Annotated in this window: 21 protein-coding genes; 15 read left to right on the top strand and 6 right to left on the bottom strand. The window is 68.4% G+C overall.

The features are described from left to right. Positions 1-20: 20 nt before the first annotated feature. Positions 21-1,202: an FAD-dependent monooxygenase gene (locus CRP45_RS28770; protein ID WP_097247824.1), complete on the bottom strand. Its 1,182-nt coding sequence runs from the start codon at positions 1,200-1,202 to the stop codon at positions 21-23. A 101-nt stretch (positions 1,203-1,303) separates the two neighbouring features. Between CRP45_RS28770 and CRP45_RS28775 the strand changes: the two genes are divergently transcribed. The 3 genes from CRP45_RS28775 (at position 1,304) to CRP45_RS28785 (ending at position 2,519) form a co-directional block, all read left to right on the top strand. Next, positions 1,304-1,891, top strand: coding sequence for a TetR/AcrR family transcriptional regulator (locus CRP45_RS28775; protein WP_097247825.1), 588 nt, complete (start codon positions 1,304-1,306; stop codon positions 1,889-1,891). Positions 1,892-1,953: 62 nt separating this feature from the next. Continuing rightward, the gene (locus tag CRP45_RS28780) at positions 1,954-2,151 is read left to right on the top strand and encodes a plasmid mobilization protein (RefSeq protein ID WP_179831045.1); all 198 of its coding nucleotides are present in this window, start codon (positions 1,954-1,956) and stop codon (positions 2,149-2,151) included. Beyond that, positions 2,148-2,519, top strand: a complete 372-nt coding sequence (locus CRP45_RS28785) for a type II toxin-antitoxin system death-on-curing family toxin (RefSeq protein WP_425436985.1) — start codon at positions 2,148-2,150, stop codon at positions 2,517-2,519. Before CRP45_RS28780 ends, CRP45_RS28785 begins: the two co-directional genes overlap by 4 nt. Positions 2,520-2,600: 81 nt before the next feature. Here CRP45_RS28785 and CRP45_RS28790 read toward each other — a convergent pair whose 3' ends face one another. Next, positions 2,601-3,704, bottom strand: a complete 1,104-nt coding sequence (locus CRP45_RS28790; RefSeq protein WP_097247828.1) for an acyl-CoA dehydrogenase family protein — start codon at positions 3,702-3,704, stop codon at positions 2,601-2,603. A 19-nt stretch (positions 3,705-3,723) separates the two neighbouring features. After that, entirely contained in the window at positions 3,724-4,917 is a 1,194-nt protein-coding gene (locus CRP45_RS28795; protein WP_067791266.1) for an acyl-CoA dehydrogenase family protein, read from the bottom strand. A gap of 151 nt (positions 4,918-5,068) precedes the next feature. On the opposite strand from CRP45_RS28795, the gene CRP45_RS28800 reads away from it, so the two are divergent. From CRP45_RS28800 to CRP45_RS28855, 12 genes are all read left to right on the top strand, one after another. Beyond that, positions 5,069-5,257, top strand: a complete 189-nt coding sequence (locus CRP45_RS28800; RefSeq protein WP_067791268.1) for a ferredoxin — start codon at positions 5,069-5,071, stop codon at positions 5,255-5,257. A 44-nt stretch (positions 5,258-5,301) separates the two neighbouring features. Continuing rightward, complete coding sequence (locus tag CRP45_RS28805; RefSeq protein WP_067791270.1) at positions 5,302-6,207, top strand: 3-oxoacyl-ACP reductase; 906 nt, start codon at positions 5,302-5,304, stop codon at positions 6,205-6,207. A 298-nt stretch (positions 6,208-6,505) separates the two neighbouring features. Continuing rightward, positions 6,506-7,270, top strand: coding sequence for an MlaE family ABC transporter permease (locus tag CRP45_RS28810; RefSeq protein WP_067791272.1), 765 nt, complete (start codon positions 6,506-6,508; stop codon positions 7,268-7,270). Between the two features lie 4 nt (positions 7,271-7,274). Further along, positions 7,275-8,126, top strand: a complete 852-nt coding sequence (locus tag CRP45_RS28815) for an MlaE family ABC transporter permease (protein WP_067791274.1) — start codon at positions 7,275-7,277, stop codon at positions 8,124-8,126. A 6-nt stretch (positions 8,127-8,132) separates the two neighbouring features. Continuing rightward, complete coding sequence (locus tag CRP45_RS28820) at positions 8,133-9,302, top strand: MCE family protein (RefSeq protein WP_097247829.1); 1,170 nt, start codon at positions 8,133-8,135, stop codon at positions 9,300-9,302. Beyond that, complete coding sequence (locus CRP45_RS28825; protein ID WP_084483398.1) at positions 9,299-10,324, top strand: MCE family protein; 1,026 nt, start codon at positions 9,299-9,301, stop codon at positions 10,322-10,324. The genes CRP45_RS28820 and CRP45_RS28825 overlap by 4 nt, the downstream gene beginning before the upstream one ends. Further along, entirely contained in the window at positions 10,321-11,385 is a 1,065-nt protein-coding gene (locus CRP45_RS28830) for an MCE family protein (protein ID WP_067791277.1), read from the top strand. Before CRP45_RS28825 ends, CRP45_RS28830 begins: the two co-directional genes overlap by 4 nt. A gap of 2 nt (positions 11,386-11,387) precedes the next feature. Next, entirely contained in the window at positions 11,388-12,644 is a 1,257-nt protein-coding gene (locus CRP45_RS28835) for an MCE family protein (RefSeq protein WP_425436986.1), read from the top strand. Beyond that, complete coding sequence (locus CRP45_RS28840) at positions 12,644-13,891, top strand: MCE family protein (RefSeq protein ID WP_067791282.1); 1,248 nt, start codon at positions 12,644-12,646, stop codon at positions 13,889-13,891. The genes CRP45_RS28835 and CRP45_RS28840 overlap by 1 nt, the downstream gene beginning before the upstream one ends. Next, on the top strand, positions 13,888-15,306 hold the full coding sequence (locus CRP45_RS28845; RefSeq protein ID WP_097247831.1) for an MCE family protein: 1,419 nt from the start codon (positions 13,888-13,890) through the stop codon (positions 15,304-15,306). Before CRP45_RS28840 ends, CRP45_RS28845 begins: the two co-directional genes overlap by 4 nt. Next, positions 15,303-16,247: a hypothetical protein gene (locus CRP45_RS28850; protein WP_143861568.1), complete on the top strand. Its 945-nt coding sequence runs from the start codon at positions 15,303-15,305 to the stop codon at positions 16,245-16,247. The genes CRP45_RS28845 and CRP45_RS28850 overlap by 4 nt, the downstream gene beginning before the upstream one ends. Beyond that, a complete protein-coding gene (locus CRP45_RS28855) occupies positions 16,244-16,732 on the top strand; it encodes a h domain protein (protein WP_097247833.1) in 489 nt (162 codons plus the stop codon). Before CRP45_RS28850 ends, CRP45_RS28855 begins: the two co-directional genes overlap by 4 nt. Positions 16,733-16,766: 34 nt before the next feature. On the opposite strand, the gene CRP45_RS28860 is transcribed toward CRP45_RS28855, so the two are convergent. The 3 genes from CRP45_RS28860 to CRP45_RS28870 all read right to left on the bottom strand — a co-directional run bounded on the left by CRP45_RS28860 (position 16,767) and on the right by CRP45_RS28870 (position 20,894). Further along, positions 16,767-18,221 carry a sensor histidine kinase gene (locus CRP45_RS28860; RefSeq protein WP_342747050.1) on the bottom strand — a complete coding sequence of 485 codons (1,455 nt, stop codon included), beginning with the start codon at positions 18,219-18,221 and terminating at the stop codon, positions 16,767-16,769. A gap of 293 nt (positions 18,222-18,514) precedes the next feature. Further along, positions 18,515-19,249 carry a response regulator transcription factor gene (locus tag CRP45_RS28865; RefSeq protein ID WP_097247834.1) on the bottom strand — a complete coding sequence of 245 codons (735 nt, stop codon included), beginning with the start codon at positions 19,247-19,249 and terminating at the stop codon, positions 18,515-18,517. 64 nt (positions 19,250-19,313) lie between these two features. Further along, on the bottom strand, positions 19,314-20,894 hold the full coding sequence (locus CRP45_RS28870) for an alpha,alpha-trehalose-phosphate synthase (UDP-forming) (RefSeq protein WP_245910559.1): 1,581 nt from the start codon (positions 20,892-20,894) through the stop codon (positions 19,314-19,316). Between the last annotated feature and the right edge of the window lie 120 nt (positions 20,895-21,014).

Here is a 21,014-nt window from a genome sequence, read left to right on the forward strand (position 1 = left end):
GGCGCCGGTATGTCTTTCGGTCAGCGGGTCGTCAGCTCGGCCAAGCGGAAGGCGAGGCGGGTGCGGATCGCGGGGATCCTGCTCAGCGATGCGAGCGCGGTGTTGCGCGCGAGCCGGGCGATGCGGGGGCGCAAGGTGGCCATCTTCGTCATGCGGTCGGTGAACGCGACCACCCCGACGGCGACAGGTCGGCGGCTGGCTTCGTACTCGTCCAGAAGCGCCTGCGGCTCGCCGGCCAGCACTCGCGCGAGCAGCGGGCCGAGGGCGGCCGCGTCCTGGATGCCGGTGTTCATACCCTGACCGCCCGCCGGGCTGTGCACGTGAGCGGCGTCGCCAACCAGCAGGATTCGGCCCGCGCGGTAACGGTCCGCCACCCGGTGGTGCACGCGGAATCGCGACGACCACAGCACTTCCCGCACGCGGATGTCGCCGCCGGGGCCGCGCGCGTCCAGGATCGCCTGAATGTCGTCGGTGGTGGGGTGTTCCGGCGCATCGTCCACCGTGGCGACCACCCGGTAGCGGTCGGGTTCCGCGGCGTCGGGCAGCGGAGCCACGACGGTCACGCCCTCCGGCGAAAGGTGCAGCGCTACTTCATCTCTGGCGATCGGCCAAGTCATTCGCACGTCGGCCAGGACGAACGAGGCCGGGTAGGTGTCGCCGGTGAAGCCGATCCCCGCGTGCTCGCGGACGGTGCTGTGCATGCCGTCGGCGCCGATGACATAGTCGGCGCGAATCGTGCCGGCGACACCCGCGGCATCGGTGTATTCGACGGTGGCGCCGTCCTTTTCGTTCACGACGCGGGTGACGATGTACGGCCGGTGCACCCGCCCGCCCGCCTTGTGCAGGCGCTCGAGCAGCACCGCCTCGGTGGTGTCCTGCGGGGTCATCAGGGTGTACGGGTACGGGGTCGGGAGTTTGCCGAACTCGATGGTCGCGAGGGTACGCGCGCCGTCGTGCACGGTGAAACGCGGAACCTGGATGCCGCGCAGGATCAGTTCGTCGGCGATGCCGAGTTCGGCGAGTACCTCGAGGGTGCGCGCGTGCACCACAGCCGCGCGAGAGGTGTTGGCGCCCTCGGTGAGCCGGTCCAGGACGACGACGTCGACGCCCGCGTCCGCGAGGGTGATGGCGGCGGTGAGTCCGGCGGGTCCGGCGCCGACGACGAGTACCGAGGTGGTGCCGGGAAGCGGGGTGGCGTTCATGACTGGCTCCTATGTCAACAACTGTAGGCCAACACTTGTTGGCAAAACTGTAGAGCCGTGTGAGCGCGGAAGTCAACAGTTGTTGGCCTACAATCGTTGGCATGACAGAGTCGTCTGATCCGCCCCCCGCCCGTCGCTCCGACGCGACCCGCGCCGCGATCCTCGAAGCGGCACGGGCGCGGTTCGCCGCCGAAGGATTTCGCAAAGCGACGATCCGCGCCATCGCCGCCGACGCCGCCATCGATCCGTCCATGGTGATGCGCTACTTCGGCAGCAAGGACGGCCTTTTCGCGGCGGCCGTCGACATCGATCTCGAACTGCCGGACCTGGCCGCCGCCGAGCCGGACACGTTGGGCGAGTTGCTGATCCGCCGCTTCCTCGCGATCTGGGAGGACGAGCAGAACACCGTCCTGCTGATCCTGCTGCGCTCGTCCATCACCGACGACGCCGTCTCCGACCGTTTCCGCGCGGTCTTCGCCGAACAGGTCCTCCCCGCGGTCCTGCGCTTCGGCGACCCGGCCGACGCCCCCCGCCGCGGCGGACTCGTCGTCACCCAACTCCTCGGCTTGGCCCTGTGCCGCTACGTCCTCCGCCTACCCCCGGTCGTAGCCATGACCCCACCCCAACTCATCGCCGACATCGCCCCCACCCTCCAGCGCTACCTGACCTCGTCACCACTCGCGGCGTAGGGCAACGGCGGTCGGCGCGCGACGGGCGGGTCGTAGTGGTACCGCGTGGTACCGTCGAGAGCATGGCGGGTCTCAATGTTCGGTTTTCGGATGATGAACTGAATGCCTTGCGTGAGCGCGCGGAGGCGGAGGGGACGAGCATGCAACAGTTCGTGCGCAATGCGGTCACCAGGGCGATCAATGAGCACTCGCGGCTGTTCAACGAGGCTGCTGATCATGTGCTACGGGTGAGTGAGGAGCTGAACCGGAGGCTCGCCTGATGGAGTATCTGACGCTGCCCGAGTTGCTGAAGCTCGCTGAGCGTCTGGGTACCCCGGAGGTACGTGACTTCGGTTTGCTCGACTCCGCGCTGGCGAGGCCGCAGTCCAGCGTGTTCGGGCAGGACGCGTATCCGGATGTGTGGCAGAAGGCGGCCGCGTTGATGGAGTCGATCGCACGCAACCACGGCTTGGTCGACGGCAACAAGCGCCTGGCCTGGTATGCCACCTGGGTTTTCCTGCACATGAACGGCCACCCGTTGGATGGTGGATTCGATGTGGACGCCGCCGAACGATTCGTGCTGGATGTCTGCCAGGGATTGCTCGACGTTCCCACGATCGTCGAGATGCTGACGAAGTTCGCGCGCTGAGCGAGTGCAGGTCCGGGAACGACGATCGGCCCGTCGGTTGTGCCGACGGGCCGATGTCTCGGGGCGGTTGTGCCGCTGGGTTCAGGACGGGGTGGCGAGGAGGGTGCCGAGGGCGCGGAGGTGGTCGGTGGCGGCGCCGAGGGCGAATTCGTTGTGCTTGGCGGCGGTGAAGTAGTTGTGCACGATGTGGTCGCGGTCGATGCCGACGCCGCCGTGTACGTGCACGACGGTGTGGGCGACGCGGTGGCCCGCGTCGGCGGCCCAGAACTTGGCGGTGTGCACGGCTTCGGCGGCGGGCAGGTCCTCGGCGAGCCGCCAGGCCGCCTGGGTGACCGCGAGGCGCAGACCCTGCACGTCGATGTAGGCGTCGGCCAAGCGCTGCGCGACGGCCTGGAAGCTGCCGACGGCCTTGCCGAACTGCTCGCGTTCGCGCGCGTAATCGGCGACCAGTTCCAGCGCCTTCTCGACGGTGCCCAGCTGCTGGGCGCTGAGCCCGAGCCAGGCGCGGGTGAGAATCCAGTCCAGCAGCTCCGCGCCGCCGTCCACGGTGCCGACCAATTCGGCAGGGGTGTCGGTGAATTCGACGCCGAACTCCGCGCTGAGATCCACCACCTGCTGCGCGGTGACCGACACCGACGCGTCGGCGGGATCGACGAGGAAGACCGCGGGTACACCGGAAACCGTGGCGGGCACCAGGATTCGGGCCGCGCGATCGGCGTAGGGCACCGTGGTCTTGGCGCCGGTCAGCAGCCACGCGCCGTCGCTCTCGCGGGCGACGGTGGTCGGCTTGGCGGGCTCGTAGTTGTGCTCCTCGGCCAGCGCGGCGGTCAGAATCGCCTCGCCTTCGCCCGCCCGAGCCGCGAGCGCCCGCTGGCTTTCGGAACCGAACCGCGCCAGCGCGCCCGCGCCGACCACGATCGACCACAGGTAGGGAACGGCGGCGACCGACTTGCCGAGCTCGCGAAGCACCGCGGTCTGCTCGAGCGCGCCGAGTCCGCTGCCGCCGACGTTCTCCGGCAGCGCCGCGGCCAGAATCCCGGTCTCGGCCAACGACTTCCACAGCGGCTCGTCGAACCGGCCCGCCACGTCGAGCGCGCGAAGCCGGTCGGCGGTGACGAGCTTGCCGCACACCTCGCCGGTCAGGCGGGCCAGGTCGAGCTGAGCTTCGGTGGGGGTGAAATCCATGGTGGTCTCTGCTTTCTGCTCAGCGCGCGGCCGCGGGCTGGCGGAGGGCGGTCATGGCGATGATGTCGCGTTGCACCTCGTTGGTGCCGCCGCCGAAGGTCAGGATCAGCGCGGCGCGGTGGAAGCGCTCGAGGCGGCCGCGCAGCTCGGCGCCGGGGGAGTCCTGGCGCAGGTAGGCCTGCGGGCCGAGGACTTCCATCAGCAGCCGGTAAGCCTCGGTGGCCAGCTCGGTGCCGTACACCTTGCAGGTCGAGGCGTCCCACGGGCGCGGCGCCGCATCGCCGCCCGCGTCGGCGCGGCTGGCGATCTCCCAGTTCAGCAGCTTCAGGTACTCGACCTTGGCGTGCACCTTGGCCAGATTCAGCTGCACCCACTCCTTGTCGATGACACGCGAGCCGTCGCCTGCCTTGGTGGTGCGCGCCCACTCGAGGGTCTGGTTCAGCGCGACGGTCAGCGGCCCGGCCGAGGTGAGCGCGACGCGCTCGTGGTTGAGCTGGTTGGTGATCAGTGCCCAGCCGCCGTTCTCCTGCCCGACCAGCGAGCTGACCGGAACGCGCACGTCCTGGTAGTAGGTGGCGCTGGTGTCGGGGCCAGCCATGGTGTGCACCGGCGTCCACGAGAAGCCCTCGGCCGTGGTCGGCACGATGAGCATGCTGATGCCCTTGTGCTTCTTGGCGTTCGGGTCGGTGCGTACCGCGAGCCAGACGTAGTCGGCGTAGGCGATCAGGCTGGTCCACATCTTCTGGCCGTTGATCACGTACTCGTCGCCGTCGCGCACCGCGGAGGTGCGCAGGCTGGCCAGATCGGTGCCCGCGCCCGGCTCGGAGTAGCCGATGGAGAAGTGCAGCTCGCCCGCGGCGATCTTGGGCAGGAAGAACTTCTTCTGTTCCTCGCTGCCGTAGTGCATGATCGTGGGCGCCACCGAGTTGATGGTCAGGAACGGAACCGGGGCGCCCGCGATCGCGGCCTCGTCGGTGAAGATCAGCTGGTCCATGGTCGGCCGGTCCTGGCCGCCGTACTCCTTGGGCCAGGCCAGCGTCAGCCAGCCGTCGCGGCCCATCTCCTGGACGATCTCGCGGTAGACATTGCCGTGCCCGTACTCACCGGTCGTCGCGCTCAGCGCGGCCCGGCGCTCCGGTGTGATCAGCCGCGCGAAGTAGTCGCGCAACTCGGCGCGGAGCTCTTCTTGCTGCGGCGTGTACGCAATGCGCATGGCAAAACCTCGTGTCCTTCGATTCGCTTGTCCCGATGATTGCATATCGACTGAAACATGTTCCAGTATTGCCGAGGAATCCGGCCGATGACGGCGCGCGTGGCAGCGCGGGCTTGTAGGCTTCGAGAAGAGTCGCAGTAAAGGAGTTTCCATGAAGGTCAGCGTTGATCTGGATCTGTGCGAGGCGAACGGAATCTGTGTCGGAATCGCCCCCGACGTGTTCGAACTCGATGACGAGGACCAACTGCACATCCTGACCGCCGACGTGCCCGACGACCGTCTCGGCGATGTCGAGGACGCGGTGGCGCAGTGCCCGAAAGCCGCGCTGAAGCTTCAGTGAAAGTTTCTTGCCAGTAGGTTGGAACACGTTCTAAAGTCGGGCCGGTGAACGAAACTGATCTGAGCTTGGCGGGCCGTGTGGCGATCGTGACCGGCGCGGGCGCGGGACTCGGCAAGGCCGAGGCGCTCGCACTGGCGGGCGCGGGCGCGTCGGTGGTGGTCAACGACCTCGCGGAATCCGACGCGGTCGCCGAGACCCTCGCCGAGATCCGGGCGCTCGGCGCCAAGGCGGAGTTCGTCGCGGGCAGCATCGCGGAGCGGTCGACGGCCGACGCGCTGATCAGCACCGCGAACGAGGCGTTCGGCAGCGTGGACATCGTGGTCAACAACGCGGGCATCACCCGCGACCGGATGCTGTTCAACATGTCCGACGAGGACTTCGACGCGGTGCTCGCGGTCCACCTGCGCGGCCATTTCCTCTTGTCCCGCAACGCCGCCGCCTACTGGCGGGCGAAGTCGAAGGAGGCGGGCGCGCCGGTCTACGGCCGCCTGATCAACACTTCCTCCGAGGCCGGGTTGCTCGGTCCGGAGGGGCAGGCCAACTACGGCGCGGCCAAGGCGGGCATCACCGCCCTTACTCTCTCGGCGGCCCGGGCCCTGTCGCGCTACGGCGTGCGGGCCAACGCGATCGCGCCCCGTGCGCGCACGGCGATGACCGAGGCCGTGTTCAGCGCGGCACCCGAGGCGGGCATCGACCCGCTCTCGCCCGATCACGTGGCGCGGCTGGTCGCCTATCTCGCATCGCCCGCGGCCGACGCGGTCAACGGGCAGTTGTTCGTCGTCTACGGACCGATGGTGGCGCTGATGGCGGCGCCCGTCGTCGAGCGGCGCTTCGATGCCGCGGGCGACGCGTGGGACTCCGGCGATCTCGCCGCCACGCTCTCCGGATACTTCGCCGAGCGACCGGCGGGGCAGACCTTCTCGGCCTCCTCGCTGACCGAACTCGGCTGATCGCCGACCGCTCGCCGCGGTCGTCGAAGGGACAACTGATCAGCTGTCCAGCTGTTGATCATGAGTCCGGCACTTGGTAGACATGGGTGATCGGTGTGTGACGCCTCACAAAGGCGTCACCACCTGTGTATGAAACACGTTTCATAATCGAGGGCCGTCATCTAGAAAACGTGCAGTTCAAATGTAAAGAAAACCGCACGACGACCATGTGAACATGTTCTAATCATTCCGGCGACGCGGCCATGGTGCCGAGTCGCGCCATGCAGCAGTACGTGCAGTTGAGCAAGGAGGATCGCGGATGAACGAGGTCCTTGCTGTCCCGTTGCGGGCCGTCGGTGGGTTCTTCGAACTCACCGCGGAAGTCGCCCGCGCGAGCGTCCGCAGGCCCTTTCAAGCGCGTGAGTTCATCGATCAGTCCTGGTTCATCGCGCGCGTGTCCATCGTGCCGACCCTGCTGGTCGCGATCCCGTTCACCGTCCTGGTGAGCTTCACGCTGAATATTCTTTTGCGCGAGATCGGCGCGGCCGACCTCAGCGGGGCCGGCGCGGCCTTCGGTACGGTCACCCAGGTCGGTCCGATCGTCACCGTGCTGATCGTCGCCGGCGCGGGCGCCACCGCGATCTGCGCGGATCTCGGCGCCCGAACCATCAGGGAAGAGATCGACGCGATGCGCGTTCTCGGCATCGACCCGGTCCAGCGGCTGGTGGTGCCGAGGGTGCTGGCCTCGATGTTCGTCGCGCTCTTGCTCAACGCCCTTGTGTGCACGATCGGCATCGTCGGCGGCTTCTTGTTCTCCGTCTATCTGCAGGACGTGAATCCCGGCGCGTTCGTCAACGGCATCACGCTGCTCACCAAACTGCCCGAGCTGATCATCTCCGAAGTGAAGGCCGGATTGTTCGGGCTGATCGCCGGACTGGTGGCCTGTTACCTCGGCCTGAACGTCAAAGGCGGTCCCAAGAGTGTCGGTGATGCGGTGAATCAGACCGTCGTCTTCGCCTTCATGGCGCTGTTCGTGGTGAACGTGGTGGTCACCGCCGTCGGCATCAAGTTCACGGTGCGGTGACGCGATGGCCTTCGTGATCCAGTCCCGCTTCCCCCGCGCGGTGCGCAGGGTGCGCCGGATGTCGGATTCGCTGGACGCGGTGGGCAAGCACGCCGTGTTCTACGCGCAGGCGGTGGCCTCGATGCCGCGCGCCCTCATCCACTACCGGACCGAGACCATCCGGCTGATCGCCGAGATCAGCATGGGCACCGGCGCGCTCGCCGTCATCGGCGGCACGGTGGTGATCGTCGGCTTCCTGACCCTGTTCGCGGGCGGCACCATCGCGGTGCAGGGCTACAGCTCGCTGGGCAACATCGGCGTCGAGGCGCTGACCGGCTTCTTCTCCGCCTTCATCAACGTGCGCATCGCCGCTCCGGTGATCTCCGGCATCGGTCTCGCCGCCACCATCGGCGCGGGTTCCACCGCCCAGCTCGGCGCGATGCGGGTCTCGGAGGAGATCGACGCGCTGGAGACCATGGCGATCCGCCCGGTGCCGTACCTGGTCGGCACCAGGGTGCTTGCCGGGATGATCGCGATCGTGCCGCTCTACGCGCTGGCCGTGATCGCCTCGTTCGTTGCGGCCCGGTTCGCCACCGTGGTGATCTACGGGCAGTCGGCGGGCGTCTACGACCACTACTTCTCGACGTTCCTCATCCCGAGCGACATCCTCTGGTCCTTCGCCCAGGCGATCTTCATGGCACTGGCGGTCATGATGATCCACACCTACTACGGCTATTACGCCGCGGGCGGCCCGGTCGGCGTTGGTGTGGCGGTCGGTAACGCGGTGCGGGCCTCGCTGGTCGCGGTGGTCACGGTGACCCTGCTGATCTCGCTGGCCATCTACGGCACCTCCGGCAACTTCCATCTTTCCGGGTAGGGCGGTATGGAAAAGTTCAAGTACAAACTCGCCGGCCTCGCCATGGTGCTCGTGCTGGTCGCGGTGGTCGCGATCGCGCTGACCATGTTCGTCGGCGGGTTCACCAAGACCGCCACGGTGCTGGTCGAAGCGCCGCGCAGCGGCCTCGTGCTCGACCCCGACGCCAAGGTGAAGGTGCGCGGCGTGGAGATCGGCCGGGTCGCCGAGGTGACCCAGCAGGCCGACCGGGCGCAGCTGAAGCTGGCGGTCGATCCCGAAATGCTGAAGCTGGTTCCCGCCAACGCGGGCGTCGACATCAGGTCGACCACCGTGTTCGGCGCGAAGTACGTCAACTTCGTTGTGCCGGAAGCGCCTTCGTCGAATTCGCTGAAGCCGGGTGCGACCGTGGTCGCCGAGAACGTGACCGTCGAGTTCAACACGCTGTTCCAGCACCTGTCCGACGTGCTCGCCAAGGTGGAGCCGGAGAAGCTGAACGCGACGCTCTCCGCGCTGGGCACCGCGCTCCAAGGCCGCGGCGAGACGCTCGGTGAGCTGCTGGTGAACCTCGACTTCTACTTGCGCGAGATGAACCCGACGCTGCCGACGCTGCAACAGGATTTCGCGGCCACCGCCGACGTGTCGAACCTGTACGCGGACACCGTTGGTGATTTGCTGCGGACCGTGGACAACGCGGTCACCACCAGCCAGACGCTGGTCGACGAACGGCAGGGCCTCGACGACGTGCTCGCCAACCTGGTCGGCCTCGCCGACACGACGGGTTCGGTGCTGCGCGAGAACGAGAACAACCTCGGCACCGCGCTGGATCTGCTGCGCCCGACCACCGCGCTGCTCGAGGAGTACGTGCCAGGCCTGAACTGCATGATCAACGCCATCGGGCGGCTGATGCCGGTCGCGAACGCCATGTTCGGCGGCATGCAGCCCGGCGTCACGATGAACACCAACTTCATGTTCGGCGCCGACCCGTACAAGTATCCGGAGGACCTGCCGAAGGTGAACGCCACCGGTGGCCCGCGCTGCGAGGGGCTCGACGACCGAGTGCCGGGCAGCCACGCGAACTACCTCGTCACCGACACCAACGAGGGCGCGCCGTACGTGCCCTCGATGCAGATCGAATTCAACGGCCCCAAGGTGTTCCAACTGCTGTTCGCCGGGCTGCCGGGGGTGAGCGCGCCGTGAGGAATACCGCGACGACGGTGAAGCTGACCATCTTCGCCCTGGTGATGGCGCTGGTCTTCACCGGACTTGTCATCGTGTTCAGCCAGGTGCGCTTCGCGCGCGAGTACGGGTACCACGCCGTGTTCACCAGTTCCTCGGGCATGCTGCCAGGGGCCAAGGTGCGCATCGCGGGTGTTCCGGTCGGCTCGGTCACCTCGGTGAAGGTGGGCAAGGACAACCTGGCGCACGTCGAGTTCGACGTCGACCGCAAGTACCAGCTGCTGACCAGCACCCGGGCGACGATCAAGTACGAGAACCTGGTCGGCGACCGCTACATGGAACTCCTCGACGGGCCGGGCTCGGCCGACAAGTTGCGCGAAGGCGGCACCATCGGCACGGACAAGACCGCGCCCGCGCTGGATCTGGACATGCTGCTCGGCGGCTTCAAACCGCTGCTGCGCGGACTGGATCCGGGCCAGGTCAACGACCTGACCAACGCGCTGCTGCAGATCTTCCAGGGCCAGGGCGGCACGCTGGTCTCGCTGCTCAACAGCGGCGGCTCGTTCGCCAAGACGCTCGGCGAGCGCGACGCGCTGATCGGCAGCGTCATCGACAACCTGAACGCGGTGCTCGCCACCATCGACGAGCGCGGCGAGCAGTTCGACACGACGCTCACCGAATTGCAGCGTTTGGTCAGCGGTCTGGCCGCCGACCGTGATCCGATCGGCGACGCGCTGCCGAGGATCGCGGGCGCCACCGGCGATCTCACCGACCTGCTCGCGCAGGCCCGCCCGGATCTGCGCGGCACCATCGAGCAGACCGGTCGCCTGGCCACCAACCTGGACAACGGTTCCGACACCGTTCAGTGGGTGCTGGAACGGCTGCCGGAGACCTACCGGAAGCTGATCCGCATCGGTTCCTACGGTTCGTTCCTCGCGCTCTACGTCTGTAGCACGAACTTCATCATCGACGGGCCGAACGGACAGCCGCTGCACATCAACATGCCCGGCGGGCAGGACACGGGAAGGTGTGCCCCGGAATGAACGAGCAGCGATCCCCGGCCGTGACGATCGGCATCGTCGGCATCGTCGTCGCGATAGCGGTGGCGCTCTCGGCGTTGCAGTTCGACCGGCTGCCGTTCATCCGCGGCGGCGCCCTCTACACCGCCCACTTCGCCGACGCGGGCGGGCTGGTGCCCGGCGACCCGGTGCAGGTCGCGGGCGTGCGCTCGGGCCGTGTCGACGACGTCGAGCTGGACGGCGCGAAAGTGTTGGTGAAGTTCACCCTCGACGAGTCGATCATCCTGGGCGACAAGACTTCCGCGGCCATCAAGACCAACACCGTGCTCGGCCGCAAGTCGCTGGAGCTGCTGCCCCAGGGCTCCGGCGCGCTGCGCCGCGACGACACGATCCCGCTGGACCGGACCACCTCGCCGTACTCGCTCAACGAGGCGCTCGGCGATCTGGCCGGCACGGTGCATGGACTGGACATGCAGAAGGTCGACGAGACCCTGGACGCCCTCTCGGCCACCTTCGCCGACACGCCTGCGCCGCTGCGCGCCGCGCTCGACGGCGTCACCCAGCTCTCGCGCAGCATCAACGCGCGCGACGAGGCGCTGTCCGAGCTGCTGCGACGGGCGCAGAACGTCACCAAGATCCTGTCCGACCGCAGCACCCAGATCAACGCGCTGCTGCTGGACGGCAACGAACTGCTCGGCGAGCTGGACCGCCGCCGCACCGCGATCGGACAGCTGATCGTCTACGTGAACAGCCTCGCCCAGCAGCTGTCCGGTTTGGTCGCCGACAACGAGGCGCAGCTGAAACCCGCACTGGACCGGTTGAATTCGGTGCTCGGTCTGCTCCAGCGCAACCGTGACAACCTCACCCAGGCCCTCGACGGACTCGGCCCGTTCGCCGCCGCGCTCGGCGAGCAGGTCGGCAACGGACCGTGGTTCAACGCCTACGTGGTGAACGCGACCTCCGTGGGTCTGCAGCCGCTGGTCGACGCGCTGGTGTGGCCGCAGCACCTGCCCGACGACCTGCGCAACTTCTTCTTGAACCCGCCCCCGTCGATCGGGCCTGCGGTCCAGGAGCCGCCGCGATGAAAATGCCGAAAGTTGTTCAGAAAACCCCCCGTTGGGCGTTGGTGCTCGCGGGCGTGCTGGTCGTCGCGCTGGTGGCCGTTGGCGCCTATCGGGGCATCACCAAGATCGGGACCACCACCGTCACCGCGTTCTTCCCGTCCACCTCGGGTCTCTACGTCGGCGACGACGTGCGGGTGCTCGGCGTCGCCGTCGGCAGGATCGACAAGGTCGAGCCCGGCCGCGAACAGGTCAGGGTCGAATTCACCATCGATCGCGGCATCGACATCCCCGCCGACGCGCGCGCGGTGATCATCTCGCCCTCGCTGGTCTCGGCCCGCTTCATCCAGCTGGCCCCGGCCTACACCGGCGGACCCAAGCTGACCGACGGGGCGACCATCCCGATCGAGCGCACCGCCGTTCCGGTGGAGTGGGACGACATCAAGGCCGAGTTGTCCAAGCTGGCAACGACTCTCGGACCGGTCGGTGACGACGAGCAGGGCTCGTTCGGGCGCTTCGTCAACACCGCGGCGGACAACCTCGACGGCAACGGCGAGCGGATGCGCGAGACCCTGCGCGAACTCTCGGCCACCCTGAGCACCCTCTCCGACGGGCGCACCGACCTGTTCGGCACCATCCGCAACCTGCAGCAGTTCGTCGAGGTGCTCTCGGCGAGCAACGAGCAGATCGTGCAGTTCGGCGGCAGGCTCGCCTCGGTGTCCTCGGTGCTGGCCGGTGTCTCCTCGGATCTCGGTGCGGGACTGGACAATCTGGATATCGCGATGGCCGACGTCAAGCGCTTCCTCGACGGCAGCGGAGCCGAGCTCACCGAGGGCGTGCAGCGCTTGGCCGAGGTCACCCAGATCCTGGTGGACAAGCGTCCCGAGCTGGAACGGGTGCTGCACTCGGGACCGACGGCGCTGGTGAACTTCTACCAGCTCTACAAGCCGGCCCAGGGTTCACTCACCGGCGCGGTCGCGCTGAACAACACCGCCGACCCGCTGAGCTTCCTGTGCGGCTCGGTGCGCGCGCTGGAGGAGAACGAGTCCGATCGCTCCGCCGACCTGTGCGCCACCTACCTCGCGCCGGTGATCGACTCGCTGGCGATGAACTACGTGCCGATCATGACCAACCCGGCCACCGGCGTGCACGCCTTCCCCAACCAGATCGTCTACAGCTCGCCGGAGCTGGCCGAGCGCGCGCCGACGTCGACGCCGGAGCCCGCGCCGATCACCGTGCCAGAAGGTCTCGCGGGCCTGGCCATTCCGGGAGGAGGGCGATGATGCGACCGCTGCGGAAGACGGCCGTCCTCGCGATGGGCGTCGCGCTGACCCTCGGCGTCACCGGCTGCCAATGGGACGGACTGAACTCGCTGCCGATGCCGGGGGCCGAAGGCACCGGTGAGGGCTCGTATCAGATCCGCATCCAGATGCCGAATGTCACCACGCTGACCCAGAATTCGCCGGTGCGCGTCGATGACGTCCCGGTGGGCACGGTTTCGGACATCGAGGTGGAGAACTGGCACGCGCTGGTGACCGTCTCGCTGAACCGCGACGTGAAACTGCCCGCCAACGCGGTCGCCAAGATCGGTCAGACGAGTCTGCTCGGCAGCAACCACATCGAACTCGGTCCACCCACCGACGCGCCCGCGGAAGGCGAGTTGAAGGCGGGCGACGTCATCCCGCTGGACCGCGCCGGTGCGTTCCCGACCACCGAGCAGGTGCTGTCCTCGCTGTCGGTGGTGCTCAACGGCGGCGGTGTCGCGCAGCTGGAGACCATCACCCGCGAGCTGAACGCCGCGCTGAGCGGGCGCGAGGACGCGATCCGCGACCTGCTTCCGCAGCTGAACGAGCTGACCACGAACTTGCAGGCGCAGACCGGCGACATCATCGCCGCGCTGGAGGGGCTGGACCGCTTCGGCGGGCAGCTCGCGCAGCAGCGTGACGTCCTCAGCAGCGCGATCGAACGCATCCACCCGGCGCTGACCGTGCTCGCCGACCGGCGGGCGAACATCACCCACGCGATCACCGCGCTCGGCGAGCTCAGCGATGTGACCCAGCGGGTCGTCAGCACCAGCGGCGAGAACCTGAGGGCGAACCTGAGCAGCCTCGAGCCGGTGCTTCGGCAGTTGTCCGACACCGGGAACAACCTCATCGAGTCGCTGAAGATCCTGCTCACCTTCCCGTTCCCGATGGAGAACCTGGACAAGGCGATCAAGGGCGACTACCTGAATCTGTTCATGACGGTGGACATGACGGGCAAACGCCTCGACTCGAACTGGCTCACCGGCACCCCGCTCGGCGGCCGGTTCGGCGGCGTCGAGGGCGTGGTCGGCAGCTTCGCCCCGCCCACCGCGAGCGACAGCGGCAACCCGGCGACCGGACCGTTGCAGACCCCGGCGCCCGGCCAGCAGCCGACGCCGACCATCCCCGGCTTGCCGCCGATTCCCGGTCTGCCTGCCATTCCGGGTTTGACCGTGCCGCTGCCGGGAGCGGGAAACACTGCGCCGCAAGGGAGTCCGGGCCGATGAAGCTGACCCGATTCGTCCGCGTGCAACTCGGCATCTTCGCCGTGCTGACCGTGATCGGCCTGACCATCATGGCGGGCACCTACGTGCAACTGCCCGCCATGTTCGGCATCGGACGCTACGACGTCACCGTGCAGCTCGCGGCGACCGGCGGCCTCTACCCGCACGCCAACGTCGCCTACCGAGGCACCAATGTCGGCAAGGTGGACGAGGTCCGGCTCACGCCGGAGGGTGTCGAGGCGAAGCTGTCCATCGACAGCGACTACAAGATTCCCGCCGACGTCGACGCCTGGGTGCGCAGCGTCTCGGCGATCGGCGAACAGTACGTCGACCTGATTCCCGCGGAGAGCCCCAAGGGCGGCAATCTGGCCGCGGGCGCGGTGATTCCGGAGGACCGCACCAAGCTGCCGCAAGACGTCGGCACGCTGCTCGACCAGACCGATCGCCTGCTCTCCAGCGTCGCCGACACGCGGTTGCGGCAGGTCATCGATGAGGCCTTCCGCGCCTTCAACGGAGCTGGCCCGGACTTGCAGCGCTTCATCGACTCGGCCTCGCTGCTGGTTCAGGAGGCGCAGAACAGCTCCGAGCCGACCAAGAAGTTGATCGAGCAGATCGGTCCGCTGCTGGACACCCAGATCCGTTCGGACGCGGCGATCCGGTCGTGGACCGCCGACCTGGCCACCGTCACCGATCAGTTGCGCGCCCACGACCCGGCGCTGACCGGCATCCTGCGCGACGGCCCGGCCGCCATGCAGCGGGTGAGCACACAGTTCCAGGATCTGAAACCCACACTGCCGCTGGTGCTCGCGAACCTGGTCAGCGTCGGTCAGGTCTCCACGATCTACCACGCGGGCCTCGAGCAGCTGCTCGTCGTGTATCCGCCGCTGGTCGCCGCGCTGATGACCGCGGTGCGCGGCCCGGTCGAGTACGGCGTGCTCGTCGACTTCATGATGACCGTGAACGATCCGCCCGCGTGCACCACCGGCTTCCTGCCAGAGGACCAGCGCCGCTCGCCGAGTGAACTGGACTTCGTGGACACCCCGCCCGGCCTGTACTGCAAGATCCCGCAGGACTCGCCCATCGAGGTGCGCGGCATCCGCAACACGCCGTGCATGGAATACCCGGGCGTGCGCGCGCCGACGCCGGAGCTGTGCCGCACCGGTTACGTGCCCGAGGGCGACAACCCGCCGTTCGGCCCGCCGCAGCCGGTGGCGCCCGCGAGCGGTTCCGCGCCCGAAGGGACCGAGGTCGCGCCCGCGTCGTTCAAGACGCCGGCGGCGGCGAAGTCCTACGATCCGGCCACGGGCGTGTACATCGGTCCCGACGGCCGCACCTACCGACAGGGAGATATCGGACCGGGCGGTTCCGGCACGGTACCGTCGAGCTGGCAGGCGATGCTCGAGGAGCAGCAACGATGAGTGAAATCAACGGAGATGCACATCGCGCGCGCAGGCGGGCCAGTCGGTCGGCAGGCCCGCCGGTGGAGGACGCGTCCTCGGTGACCGGGAAGGTCACCGAGCGGATCGGTGCCGGCGCGAATAGTGCGCGGGCAGGAAATGTCGGGGCTGCGAAGAGCGCTGGTGTCGGCACCGCTCCGGTGCGGACCGTCGATTCCGTCGAGGTGGCGAAAGACGTGAACAGCGCCGATTCCGCCAAGCCCTCGAATGGTGGCAGCTCTGGCGTTGTCGATTCCGTGGAGACGGCAAAGGGCGGCGAGTCAGCCGAGGCCGGTGCTGTTGACCTGGCGAAGGATTCGGATTCCGCTGCCTCGGTCGACCTCGGCAAGTCCGAATCGGAGAAGCCGGTGACCGCCGAGGAGCCTGCCGATTCCGGCGACTCGGACGACGCTCCTGCGGACTCCCGCCGCGACAAGCCCGCCGTCGGCCGCATCCTCGCGATGGCGGCCTCGGCGGTCCTGGTGCTCGCGCTGGTGGTTGGCGCTGTCGTCACGACCTTCCTCGCGAACGCCGCCGACCAGCGCGACGCGCGTCGTACCGAATATGTGCAGACCGCGCGGCAGGCGATTCTGAACCTGACCACCATCCGGGCCGACTCCGCCAAGGAGGACATCGACCGGATCCTCTCGATGGCCTCCGGCCAGTTCAAGTCCGAATTCGACGGCCGGGTCGACCCGTTCCTGAGTGTCGTGCAGCAGGCCAAGGTCGTCTCCAACGGCGAGATCGTCGAGGCGGCCTTGGAGAGCGACGCCGACGATTCGGCGAAGGTGCTCGTCGCCGCCAAACAGACTCTGACCAATGCGGGTCAGGCCGAGCCGCAGACGCGGTATTACCGGTTCCGGGTCACCGTGAGCCGCACCGATTCCGGCCTGTCCGCCTCGAATGTGGAGTTCGTGCCATGAGTGGAACACGGGGATTGATCGCCGCGGGAACCGCGGGCGCGGTGGCGCTGGCTGCGGTGATCGTCATGGCCATCAACGGATTCGGGTACTGGTCGGACCGGCAGGAGGAGCGGGCGCGACAGGACGCGGTCACCGCGGCCGACCGAGCCGTCACCGCCATGTTCAGCTACGACTTCGCCAGCGTGGACACCGAGCTGCCCAAGGCCGCGGACAACCTGTCCGCCGACTTCCGCGAGGACTACCTGAAGCTGATCACCCAGGCCATCGCGCCGGGCGCCAAGGAGAAGCAGCTCACTGTCAAGGCAACCACCCAGGCGAGCGGCGTGGTCTCCGCCGACCGCGAACACGCGGTGGTGATGCTGTATCTGAATCAGGTGACCACCAGCAAGGAGTCGCCGCAGGGCACGACGACCGGCAGCCGGGTGCGAGTCACGCTGGACAAGACCGACGATCGTTGGCTCGTGGATGCGGTGACGCCGATCTAGCGCGCCTGCGGTAGGTACGTCCGCACCGGCCCGATCAGTGGTCGCGGGTCCGGCTGTCGCGCGCGTTGTCGTCGCGGCTGGCCTGGTCGCCGCGCGGCAACCGCACCGTGAAGGTGGCGCCTTCGCCGGGCACGCTCGCGACCCGCACGATGCCGCCGTGCGCGAGGACCAGCGCTTGCACGATGGAGAGCCCGAGCCCGGTGCCGCCGCTGGCACGGGCGCGTGAGGTGTCGGTGCGGTAGAAGCGTTCGAAGACTCGATCGGCTTCCTCTTGCGGCAGGCCGGGGCCGGTGTCGGCCACCTCGAGCAGCACCTCGTCGTCGGCGGGGGTGAGGCGAACGGTCACCTCGGCGTCCGGCGGAGTGTGGGTGAGTGCGTTGTTCAGCAGGTTCGTCAGCACTTGGCGCAATCGGGCCTCGTCGCCCTGGATCTCCAAAGTGCCTGCACCCTCGCGCACTTCGAGTGCGATCGGGCGGCGGGCCCCGTCCGGGTCGGCGGCCGCGGCGACGGCGCGCGCGTTGTGCACCGCGTCGCTGGCGACCGCGAGCAGATCCACCGTGCCGGTCTCCAGCGGGCGCTGCGCGTCCAGCCTCGCCAGCATCAGCAGGTCTTCGACGAGCAGTCCCATCCGCTGCGCCTCGCGTTCGATCCGGTCCATGAACATCGCGGGATCGGTGTTCGCGCCCTGCCGGTACAGCTCGGCGAAGCCGCGAATGGTGGTGAGCGGCGTGCGCAATTCGTGGCTGGCGTCCGCGACGAAACGGCGCATCTTCGCCTCGGAGCGCTTGGCCGCCGCCTCCGACGCCTCGGTCGCGGCGAACGCGGACTGGATCTGCGCCAGCATGCCGTTCAACGAGCGGGACAGCCGGTCCACCTCGGTGTTGGTGCCGCGCACGGGAACTCGACGGTGCAGGTCGCCCCGCGCGATGGCCGCCGCGATGTTCTCCACCCGGCGCAGCGGGCGCAGGCTGCGCCGGATCACGAAATAGGCGGCGAGCGCCAGCGCGGCGAGCACGGCGAGACCGATCACCAGTTGCAACATCACCAGTCGACGCACGGTCTCCTGGTTCTGGGTGAGGGGCAGCGCGATGGTGGCGGTCGTTTCCTGGCTCTGCACGGTCATCACGCGCCACTCGACGTCGGCGTCGCCCGCCGAGCCCACCGTCACCGGTCGCGCCGACGGCGGATCCGGCAGCGCGGGGGCGGCCTCGACATCGAAGGGCTGCAACACGAAAGAGCCAGTGCCGTTGTGGTTCTCGGTGAAGATGTAGAACGGGCTCGGCGCACTTCGCTGATCCGTTGGCGGACTCGGCGGCGGCAGCGGCGGGCGCGTCATCCGGACGCGGGTCATCGCGGCATCGCGCAACTGTTGATCGGTGCGGCTCAGCAGCGACCTCTCCAGCGACGACGTGACCGCCATCCCGGAAGCCACCAGGCCGAGCCCGGCCAGCGCGACGAGTGCTAGCACCAGCGTCACCCGCAGGGGGATCGCGGCCAGCCGCTGCCCGATCGTCTCCCAGACGCGGCGGATCCGGCCTGCTTCGCCGGTCGTGCGGCGACGTGTCGACCTATCGCCGGGGCGTGGCGTCGACCGACCGCCGGGACGCTGCGCCGCCTTGGCGCCTGGCTGTGCCGACCGACCTCTGGGGCGCCCTGCTGACGGATCGGCCGTCGATGCCCGCGCTGCCGACGGGCTAGCTGTTGAACGACGGGCGGGCGACGGTCGGATTCGCTTCGCGGCGGGCGCTTTCCGTTCGCGCTGCGGGTCCGCCGAATCCGCGCTCACTGCCCCGCGCGACCGCGCTGCGGCGCCCGCATCACGTAGCCGACGCCGCGCAACGTGTGGATCAGGCGTTGCTCGCCGGTGTCCACCTTCTTGCGCAGATACGACACGTAGGTCTCCACCACCCCGACCTCACCGCCGAAGTCGTAGCGCCACACGTGATCCAGGATGCGCGGCTTGCTCAGCACGGTTCCGGCGTTGACCATGAAGTACCGCAGCAAGGTGAACTCGGTGGGGGACAAGGCGACCGGCTCGCCCGCCTTCCACACCTCGTGGGTGTCGTCGTCGAGTTCGATGTCCTCGAAGCGCAGGCGCGAACTCTCCTTCGCGGGCGCGCTGTGCCCCGCGCGGCGCAACACCACCCGAAGCCGCGCCACCACCTCCTCCAAGCTGAACGGCTTGGTGATGTAGTCGTCGGCGCCGAGGGTCAGCCCCGCCACCTTGTCCTGCACGTCGTCGCGGGCGGTCAGGAACAGGACGGGCGCGTCGATGCCGTCGGCGCGCAGCCGCGGCAGCAGGCCGAAGCCATCGATGCCGGGCATCATCACGTCGACGATCATCGCCTGCGGACGGAAGCTCCGCGCCCGGTCCAGCGCCTGCGCACCGTCGATCGCCGTCTCCACCTCGAAGCCCTGGTAGCGCAGACTCACCGAGAGCAGCTCGAGAATCATCGGCTCGTCGTCCACCACCAGCACCCTGGCCTCGGGGGACCGCTCCACGGGCGCACCACTCATGCGTTCATGGTGCGCCACGTATCTGCGAGGACGCTGGAGGATTCCTGGGAACCAGCTGTGGGCGTCAGCGGCTGGGGTTTTCCGACTCCGGGTAGACGTCCTCGTCGGTCAGCAGCGCACTGCCCGCCACCTGGTCCTGGGCGAGGGCCTCCAGGAAGGCCCGCGCCCAGCGGTCTACGTCGTGGGCCAGGACCTGGCGGCGCAGGGAGCGCATGCGGCGGCGTTTGGTGTCGCGGTTGTCTTCCAGCGCGGAGACGATCGCGTCCTTCACGCTGTCCAGGTCGTGCGGGTTGCACAGGTAGGACTGGCGAAGTTCGGCGGCCGCGCCGGTGAACTCGCTGAGCACCAGGGCGCCGTTGAGTCCGCTGTGACAGGCCACGTACTCCTTGGCGACCAGGTTCATGCCGTCGCGCAGCGGCGTCACCAACATGACGTCGGCGGCCACGAAGAAGGCGATCAGCTCGTCGCGCGGAATGGGCCGGTGCAGGTAGTGCACCACCGGGTAGCCGACCCTCGCGAACTCACCGTTGATCCGGCCCACCTGGCGCTCGATGTCGCCGCGCATCTGGATGTAGCTCTCGACGCGCTCGCGGCTGGGTGTCGCCAGCTGCACCATGACGGTCTCGGCGGGATCGACGCGGCCGTCGATCAGCAGCTCCTCCAGCGCGTTGAGCCGGATGTCGATGCCCTTGGTGTAGTCGAGCCGGTCCACGCCGAGCAGGATGTTCTTCGGATTGCCCAGTTCGGCGCGGATCTTGGCCGCCCGCTCCCGGATCGAGCGGCGCCGCGAGTGCTCGTCCAGCTCGGCCGAGGCGATCGAGATCGGGAACGCGCCGACGCGCACGGTGCGGAAACCGACCTGCACGACGCCGAGCTTCGAGCGCACGCCGACGGTCCCGCGCGAGGTCGGCTGCCCGGCCAGTCGCCGCGCCAGGTACAGGAAGTTCTGCGCGCCGCCCGGCAGGTGGAAACCGATCAGATCGGCGCCGAGCAGACCCTCGATGATCTCGGTCCGCCACGGCATCTGCATGAACAGCTCGACCGGCGGGAACGGGATGTGCAGGAAGAAGCCGATGGTCAGATCCGGCCGCAGCATGCGCAGCATCTTGGGCACCAGCTGGAGCTGGTAGTCCTGCACCCAGACGGTCGCACCCTCGGCGGCCACCTTGGCCGTCTCCTCGGCGAACCTGCGGTTCACGTTGACGTAGGCGGCCCACCACCTGCGGTCGTAGGTGGGCCGGACGATCACGTCGTGGTACAGCGGCCACAGCGTGCCGTTGGAGAAGCCCTCGTAGTAGTCGGTCACCTCCTGCGCCGACAGCGGCACCGGGTGCAGCTCCAGGCCGTCCTCGATGATCGGCTCGACCTCGACGTCGGGCACGCCCGCCCAGCCGACCCACGCGCCCTTGTTGTTGCGTAAGACCGGCTCCAGCGCGGTCACCAGGCCGCCGGGGCTGCGCTTCCAACGGGTGCTTCCGTCGGGCAGTTTCTCCAGGTCGACGGGCAGACGGTTGGCCACAACGACAAAACCCGAACCGGCGCCCTCCGGAGCGATCGATACGGCGCGCGGTGCGCCGGACTCCGGCTGGTCGGGTTCGGGTAGTTCGGGGGCGTGCTCGGAGTCGTCGGACGGCTGTTCGGTCATCTGGTCCACTCACGCATCCTTATTTGGTTGGCGGCGTTCGCGGTGTCTTCGCGGTCACGCGGGTTCCCGGTCGGGCCCGTCGCTCTCGCCGCGGTCACGCGTCGCTGATTCGGCGTTGGA

It is taken from the genome of Nocardia amikacinitolerans (genome assembly GCF_900215415.1).
GTDB classification, from domain to species: Bacteria; Actinomycetota; Actinomycetes; order Mycobacteriales; family Mycobacteriaceae; genus Nocardia; species Nocardia amikacinitolerans.